The 7,951-nt window shown below is 27.9% G+C and carries 9 protein-coding genes; 7 read left to right on the forward strand and 2 right to left on the reverse strand.

All coding sequences use genetic code 11. The annotated features are described in order from the left end of the window. The first annotated feature begins 605 nt into the window (after positions 1-605). The 3 genes from sppA (at position 606) to CLPUN_RS03250 (ending at position 2,906) form a co-directional block, all read left to right on the forward strand. Complete coding sequence (gene sppA, locus CLPUN_RS03240; RefSeq protein ID WP_077845954.1) at positions 606-1,613, forward strand: signal peptide peptidase SppA; 1,008 nt, start codon at positions 606-608, stop codon at positions 1,611-1,613. Continuing rightward, entirely contained in the window at positions 1,597-2,088 is a 492-nt protein-coding gene (locus CLPUN_RS03245; protein WP_077845955.1) for an RDD family protein, read from the forward strand. Before sppA ends, CLPUN_RS03245 begins: the two co-directional genes overlap by 17 nt. A gap of 326 nt (positions 2,089-2,414) precedes the next feature. After that, on the forward strand, positions 2,415-2,906 hold the full coding sequence (locus CLPUN_RS03250; RefSeq protein ID WP_077845956.1) for a GNAT family N-acetyltransferase: 492 nt from the start codon (positions 2,415-2,417) through the stop codon (positions 2,904-2,906). Positions 2,907-3,239: 333 nt separating this feature from the next. Here the strand turns inward: CLPUN_RS03250 and CLPUN_RS03255 are convergent, their stop codons facing one another. Then, on the reverse strand, positions 3,240-3,992 hold the full coding sequence (locus CLPUN_RS03255; RefSeq protein WP_077845957.1) for an EFR1 family ferrodoxin: 753 nt from the start codon (positions 3,990-3,992) through the stop codon (positions 3,240-3,242). Between the two features lie 123 nt (positions 3,993-4,115). Between CLPUN_RS03255 and CLPUN_RS03260 the strand changes: the two genes are divergently transcribed. Both CLPUN_RS03260 and CLPUN_RS03265 read left to right on the forward strand, forming a co-directional pair. Further along, complete coding sequence (locus CLPUN_RS03260) at positions 4,116-4,655, forward strand: TetR/AcrR family transcriptional regulator (protein ID WP_077845958.1); 540 nt, start codon at positions 4,116-4,118, stop codon at positions 4,653-4,655. A gap of 326 nt (positions 4,656-4,981) precedes the next feature. After that, positions 4,982-5,416, forward strand: a complete 435-nt coding sequence (locus tag CLPUN_RS03265; protein WP_077845959.1) for an Lrp/AsnC family transcriptional regulator — start codon at positions 4,982-4,984, stop codon at positions 5,414-5,416. Between the two features lie 45 nt (positions 5,417-5,461). On the opposite strand, the gene CLPUN_RS03270 is transcribed toward CLPUN_RS03265, so the two are convergent. Further along, a complete protein-coding gene (locus CLPUN_RS03270) occupies positions 5,462-6,244 on the reverse strand; it encodes an MBL fold metallo-hydrolase (RefSeq protein WP_077845960.1) in 783 nt (260 codons plus the stop codon). Positions 6,245-6,630: 386 nt separating this feature from the next. Here CLPUN_RS03270 and licT point away from each other — a divergent pair, with 386 nt between their 5' ends. Together licT and CLPUN_RS03280 are read left to right on the forward strand one after the other, a co-directional pair. Continuing rightward, a complete protein-coding gene (gene licT / locus CLPUN_RS03275; RefSeq protein ID WP_242954030.1) occupies positions 6,631-7,482 on the forward strand; it encodes a BglG family transcription antiterminator LicT in 852 nt (283 codons plus the stop codon). Positions 7,483-7,795: 313 nt separating this feature from the next. Next, positions 7,796-7,951: helix-turn-helix domain-containing protein (locus CLPUN_RS03280; protein ID WP_143328945.1), on the forward strand; the 156-nt coding region annotated here is incomplete at its 3' end.

Raw genomic sequence — 7,951 nt, forward strand, 5'->3', positions numbered from 1 at the left:
ATATTTACAATGCTGCCGCAAGCGGTACGCCGATCGAAGAAATTTTTGAGTCATTAAAAATAGCCTAAAAATCTGTTTTTTTATTCAACTGTAAAATTATTCAAGTAAAAATGCACTATTATAGTATTATAAATTAATATGTAAAATTAAGTTACTTTTGTGCATAAGGTGGGGAGAGCCTAGTGATGCGATACAATTATCATATAATAAATATTCAGCGTTAGATTTAAATTACTATAAAAAAAGAGATATATATTTTAATAGTGCAATATTAGAACATGAAGTATCGTCTAGGATTATTAGTAAAGTTAAAGATGAAAAATATAATGACGATTTTGATTTATTATATTTTGCACTTCACCTAATCATACACCAGAAACATTTTACAGTGGATTATTGAGAACTTTTCTGTTGCTAGAGAAGAAAATAAGAATTAGCTTATTCTATAGATAAATTTAGAAATGTATGACTTCTAAGTGATTTTTTCTACTAATTACAAATGCTTTTATGAAAAATAAACAAAAATTAAGGATAATTTAATACTATAATGAATTTTTTGTTGTATAATCAGAAAGTATAAGTTAAAAACTGGAGGGAATTAGTGAATGAACAAAAAACAAATTATAGGTTTGATAGCCGCCGCTCTTTGCTTTGTATTTGTTAGTGTAGCAAGTGTTATCACAAAAACAGTTTCAGACAACATGTTTAATAAAAATGAACAAGCACAAAAATCTTTAGAGTCAATGTTACATTCTGAAAAAATTACATTACCAGATAAAGATTTTGTTGGAGTAGTTAAAGTAGAGGGCACGATTAAGGATGGATCAGAGTCTGCTGGTATTTTTCAAAATCCGCAGTCATATAATCATAAACAAACATTAAAATATATTGATTCTATGATGGAATCAAAAAATAATAAGGGTATTATTTTATATGTTAATAGTCCTGGTGGAGGTGTTTATGAAAGCGATGAACTTTATTTAAAATTAAAGGAATATAAAGAAAAAACGGGATATCCTATCTGGACATATATGTCATCACAAGCATGCTCAGGTGGATATTATATATCTATGGCTAGCGATAAGATATATGCTAACAGAAATAGTTGGACAGGTTCAATTGGAGTAATTATATCATCAACTAATGTAAAAGGTTTATATGATAAGTTAGGAATTAAGGAAATAGATATTACAAGTGGAACTAATAAGGCAATGGGATCTCCTGGAGTGGAGATGACGGAGGAACACCGTAAAATTTTACAAAGCTTAGTTGATGAAGCTTATGAACAATTTGCAGGTATTGTAGCAGAAGGAAGAAAAATGGACATAAACAAAGTTAAACCAATTGCAGATGGACGTATATATTCTGCTAAACAAGCTTTAGATTTAGGGTTAATTGACCAGGTTGATACTTATGAAAATATGCAAAAAAATATGTTAGATACTGTAGGGAAAGAGGTAGAGATATTTACTCCAGAGAGCAAGCAAAATGTTTTATCATCATTATTTGAAAAAGCAGAAAGTTTAAAGGTTAAATCAGATGCACAGGTAATTTCTGAACACTTAGAAAAAGAAGGTAATGGAGGCTTGATGTATTATGCTGAAACAAAATAAAGAAGATATAGTATATGCAGGTTTTTTTGTAAGACTATCTGCATATATAATTGATTGTATTATTGTGGGCATTGCATTACTTATTATAAGAATACCTAAATTTTTCATATATATGATGAATCCAGATGTATTTTTTCTAAAACCAATTTTATTCGAATTTTCTATATTTGATGTTGTGATTTATTTATGTGGATTAACGTATTTTGTTTTAATGACATATTATTGTGGTGGAACTTTAGGAAAAAAATTATTTAAACTTAAGGTATGTAAAGCTACACATGAAAAATTATCTTTATTTACTATAATTTATCGTGAAAGTATTGGAAGATATTTAAGTGGATTGATATTGTTTATTGGATATATTATGATTGGATTAGATTCAAAAAAACGTGCACTTCATGATATGCTAAGTGATACTTTAGTAGTTTATAATATAGAATCTATATATGTTTCTAATAATGATGGAATCAAGTGAAACTCCAAAGCTATGATTTGGTTTCTTGAAGGTAGTTAACTCATTCGTGAGTTAACTACCTGCCTTTAGTTTCAGCTCTGAAATTCACAGGATTGTTATATTTTCTAAAACAATAGGAAATATTTACAATTTATTACACTTACAACTGATATGGCGACCTTATAACAAGTAAATGTGAATTTTATTAAAATTGTATAGAATCTTATTAGATTTGAAAATTGTGATAATATGATGTTTACAAAATATATTATTATTGATTAAAATATAAATAATAATTTGTCTAACATAAAGCAAAAAAATTGAAAAGAAAAAAGGAAGTACTAGATATGGTAATAAGAAAAGCTGAAATAAAAGATTTAAAGGAACTTTTGGAAATATACAATTATGAAGTAAAGTATGGAGTATCTACTTTGGATTTGAAATTGAAAACTATGAAGGAACGCGAAGAATGGTTTTACATGCATAATGTGGACAACCATCCTTTATTTGTGGCAGAGGTGGATAACTGTGTTTCAGGATATGCTAGCTTGTCTTCATATCGAGAAAAAGAAGCATATAAGACTACCGTAGAGTTATCCATATATATCGGGGAGGATTATAGAAAAAAGGGAATTGCCTCTGCTCTGATGGAGTTTATTTTGGATGAAGCCAAAAAGGATGAAAGGATACATACGGTAGTTTCTGTTATTACAGCAGGAAATGAAGCTAGTCGTAGGTTGCATGAAAAATTTGGATTTGAATTTTGTGGAACTATCAAAGAGGTCGGAATGAAGTTCGGAGAATATAGAGATATTGAGAATTATAGGCTGGGTGTGTAGGGAGTTGTCACCTTATAAAATAAGAGAAAAAAGCAAAGATTTTTTCGAGCTTAAAGCAGCATAAATTTTGAAATATTAAGATATTCTACGAATAAGTGAAGACAGTAGATAGTTTTATATAAAAACAAAACTATCTGCTGTCCCGAATAAAATAATTATTCAGTTCCTACTGGATTAATAAAATATGAAGACTCTTAACTAGTTATCAAATAAAGTGAGTATGAGGTTCAATTTTTGAATGATGTTTGAATAATATGTTCACTAGGTAAATATTTTGACTTAAAAAATTAAATCATATAAAAAGCATCGTCATTTCCGAGATGATAAAACCTGTTAATTGTTAGCGTTTATTATTTCGTTTAAGGTAATATTTTGATTAATAAATCTAATCTTACTTCTTTCACCTTTTAGTCTGATTACATTCTTAGGACAATGATTTATACATGCCAGACATTTCATGCAATTTCCTTGATAAGCAGGTTTTTTATTTACTAATTTAATATTATTTATTGGGCAAACTTTTGTGCAAACACCACATCCAATACAGCCGTTATCTAAATAAAAGTTATTATCGAATGCGTGATTGTTCTCAAATATCTTTGGAAGATATTTTGAGAAGAATTTTCTTATGGAAGAATTTTTTCTAATATATTTCTTTTGCTTATTTATATCTGTAATTATATTTTCAAGGTTTTCCTCAATAAGCTTCTTTGGTTCTTTTTGAATTTCATTTTTTATATCATATACTGGTAGATAGTTATCAACCATAAGTATTTCATTAATATACGAAAATTCAATTCCATTTCGTTTTCCTATTTCTTCAAGGCGGCTTGCAGCTGAACCAGAAAATTTACCATATGATATTACTGCAAAAATATATTTACTTTTAAGTTTCACTTTGTTTAGAAAAGCTTCTATAATTTCTGGAACTCCAAGGCCATAAACAGGGAATATAATACCGATTTGTTCATCTTCAAATTCAAATCGTTCTTCTTTGATTAACTTAGGTATTGAATAATACTCAGATCCAATTCGCTTTGCAACATATAGATTATTTCCAGTTGCAGTAAAATATAATATTTTCATAATTCTCTCCTGAATTCTATTTATACTATACTTGTAACGTTACTGTAATCTAGATTATAATAGCTTATATTTAAATTATCAATGGTATAACCTCATAGTGTTACAAAAGGGAGGAGATTGTTCATGAAAAGCTTAAACAATAATTCACAAAATAAATTCATTAAAGAATGTATCTTTACTTCACTTATGATTTTGATGGAGAAAAATAAGTTTAAAGATATATCAATTACAGATATAACAAATAAAGCAGGAGTATCTCGTATGGCCTATTATAGAAATTATAAGTCAAAGGAAGAGATTATTACTAATTATATTGATGAACTTTTCACAGAGTATAAGAATGAAATATCAATTTGTGAAAAGTCTGATAATTATAGAAAGTTATGTTTGTTTTTTGCTTATTTTAGAAATCAGGAAAAATTAGTAATAAATTTAAATAATTCAAATTTGAATTATATACTACTTGAAAAGCTTGATAAATGTCTATATTTATTATTTGAAAATTTTTATTGTGAGAAAAATCACCCACCAGAAATAGCAAAACATTATATTAATCTTATGGCTGGAGGGCTTTATAAGGTGGTAATAGAATGGATTAAAGGAGGTATGGTAGAAAGCAATGAAAGGATGGCTGAAATTATTCTTGGGTTTGCAAAAAAATAATACTTAATATAAATATTCTTATACTTTTGCATTAATTTATTGTAAATTTGGAAATAATACCGATTAAAGCAAGAGAAGCGTCAATATAAAGTATGAGTATAGTTAAGTATATCTATTCAAATAACTATACTGTGTTGACAAAGAAAATACGAGATGATAGCATGTAGAATGTGGCAGGAGCAAATGATTAGTTGTTTTTTATATTAATTTAAAACAATATAACATTATAATTAATACTTGTTTTATCTTATATTGATTTTATACGATAAAAATTTAATGAGCGTTACAGTAGTAAAATAAATTTAATAGTGAAAGGAAGTAAAAAAATGTTAGATAATACGGATAAGCGTATTTTAGCAGAATTGTGTAAGAACAGTCGTATCACTATGAAAGAGTTAGGAGAGAAAGTACATTTGACAGGCCAGGCAGCTTCTGCTAGAGTTGCCAAATTAGAAGATAGTGGTGTTATTGAGGGATATACTATTAAAGTTAATCAAGAAAAATTGGGATACCCTATTCACGTAATGATAAATATTTATACAAAAAGTGATTATCATCAACCTTATCTGTCATTCGTAAGTTTACAAGAAGAATATATAATGCATAATTATAAAATTAGTGGAGACTGTTGTTATGTTCTAGAATGTAAATTTCCATCCAATGAGATTTTAGATAAATTCTTAACAGAATTAAATGAATATGTAAATTATAAATTAACTATTATTATTAGCGAAACAACCCGAATTAGGCAACGCCAATAGAGTGGCATTGCCTAATTTTTAGGAGTCCTTAAAATTTATGTTATATTAAAATGTATAATCTTCTCCATCGGCTGGTATTAATATATTTGAAGATATCCCTTTTTCATCGATGAACTCTTTTAACTCTTTTCTTGTTAACAGTCCATGGTTAACAGCTTCCAAATGGCTAGCAATAATTTTTGCTTGAGGGGCAGCGTTATAAACTTCATAGACATCTTTTTTACCCATTATTATAGAGCCACCTTCTAAAAATTGAGCGTCCCCTGCATTTAAAACAATTATATCTGGTTTATGATTATCGATTGCTTTTTTGACTGGATCACACCAAACAGTATCTCCAGCAATATATAAAGTTTTTTCACTTGGATGAGTAAAGACAACACCACATACATTGCTACTAAAATTACCTTCTTTATAAAGCTTCTGAATTGTTTCGCCTATTCCATGAATGCCACCTGTTTTAGTTAATTTAATATCTTCAAAAACAGTGCCTTCTTCTAGTAAAACTTCTACATTTTTGAAACCAGCACTTTTGATTTCTTTAGCCTCTTGTTCATTTTGAACAAACATTTTTATAGTTTTTGGCAATGCATTTTTAGCAGCATCATCAAAATGATCCAAATGTGTATGAGTAACTATTACAGCATCTACGTCAATAATTTGATCAATTGAAACTGGTAAGCTTACTAGTGGATTTGATTTATCCTGATTTGGAGTACCAGGGAAGGCAGGATAGAATCCTTTATCAGCTAAAAATGGATCAATTAAAAACTTTTTTCCTGCATATGTAATAATTATTGTAGCGCAACGAATTTGTTTGATATTCATAATAATAACTCCTTTTTTTAGATTCGTATATAGTTTATAATATATACAGTGGTATTTACATAGATAAAATCAAGTCTTTTGGTAGTTTTACTTGAATAATGAAAGAAATTAAAGAATAATAATTGTTTTATTAATTTAGAAATCTTAATTAATAAAATTAAGCAAATACATAGAGGAATTTAGATTACGATAAGTATACAAAACAATTTTATAAATTTACAGTAGTATAGAAAAAAAGTTAACAACGATTTCAACTAATGATATTATAAGAATATAAAATTTGATTGGATTGTTACTGGAAAGCAGGCTATACCAATTTGTGATGATTATTTTGTTGCAAAGGGGTGTAGTTTTTTTATTTTGTATGTATGGGAAGGAGGGGGCTAATGTCAGCTAATATGAAAGTAGATAAAGTAATCAATAATAATCTAGTTCGTTCCCATAAAGATGGAAAAGAAGTTTTAGTTATGGGAAAAGGTCTTGGTTTAAAAAAAGTTAAGGGTGACTTAGTTGATAATTCTTTAATAGAAAGAATTTATATCATTGAAGGCAAGGTAAACCCCAGTCATTTAGAAGAATTAATTTCCAAAATCCCATACGAGTATGTTCAAACAACAAATGAAATTATTACTTATGCTACTAACTCATTAGGAAAGAAATTGGAAGATAAGATTTGGTTAGGTTTAACAGATCATATTAGTTTCGCTATTGAGCGAGCTCAAAAAGGTATTCCAGTTAGAAATGCGCTTTTGTGGGAAATTAGTAGATTTTACAATCATGAATATTTAATTGGTAAAGAAGCTCTTAGAATTATAAATAAAAGACATGGTATAGAATTGCCTGATGATGAAGCAGGATTCATTGCATTACATATTGTTAACGCGCAGATGGATGATGAAACAAAAATCCAAGAAACAATGCATATGGCAAAAATAATACAAAAGATTCTAGACATTGTAAAATATCATTATGGTGCAGAACTTAATGAGAGTTCTATTCACTTTGAAAGGTTCGTTACCCACCTAAAATATTTTATTCAAAGGCTTATGAAGGGTAAAGAAATAATTAATGAAGATTTAGGATTTATTGATGTAATTCGCACAAAATACCCTAATGAATATAAATGTTCAAATCGTATAGAAGATTACATTCGGAATGAATTAAAATGTGATTTAACTGAAGATGAACTTATATATTTAGCAGTTCATATTAGATGTGTTGCAAATGAAAGTTTATAATTAAAAATAAAATTTTGCGCTGGCATGAAATGCCATGTGGGATTGTTACTGGAAAGCAGGCTATACCCACCAGATAGGAAGAAGATATAATTTTAAAATTATCTTTTTCTTGCTGGTGGGTTTTTGTTTTAAAAAAATAATAATAAAATGGATTTTATTCAAAAAATAGTGAATAAATTTAATTTTAAATACTTAATAATTTTATTTTTTGACCTGTTGTAAAATGAAATTGAACTAATAAAAAATCCATAGTGGATTATTCTGTGTTATGATTTAATCTCTAAACAAAAAACATACACGGAGGATAATCACTATGGACTACCCAAATAATAACACAGAACTACGTAAAAATAAACATTTGAATTTTGAAGAACGTATGCTTATCCAGCTTCGTCTAAAAGATGGCTTTTCACCTTATAAGATAGCAAAAGAGTTAAAACGACCTATAAACACTATCTTAAATGAAATT

Source organism: Clostridium puniceum, from assembly GCF_002006345.1.
GTDB classification, from domain to species: Bacteria; Bacillota; Clostridia; order Clostridiales; family Clostridiaceae; genus Clostridium; species Clostridium puniceum.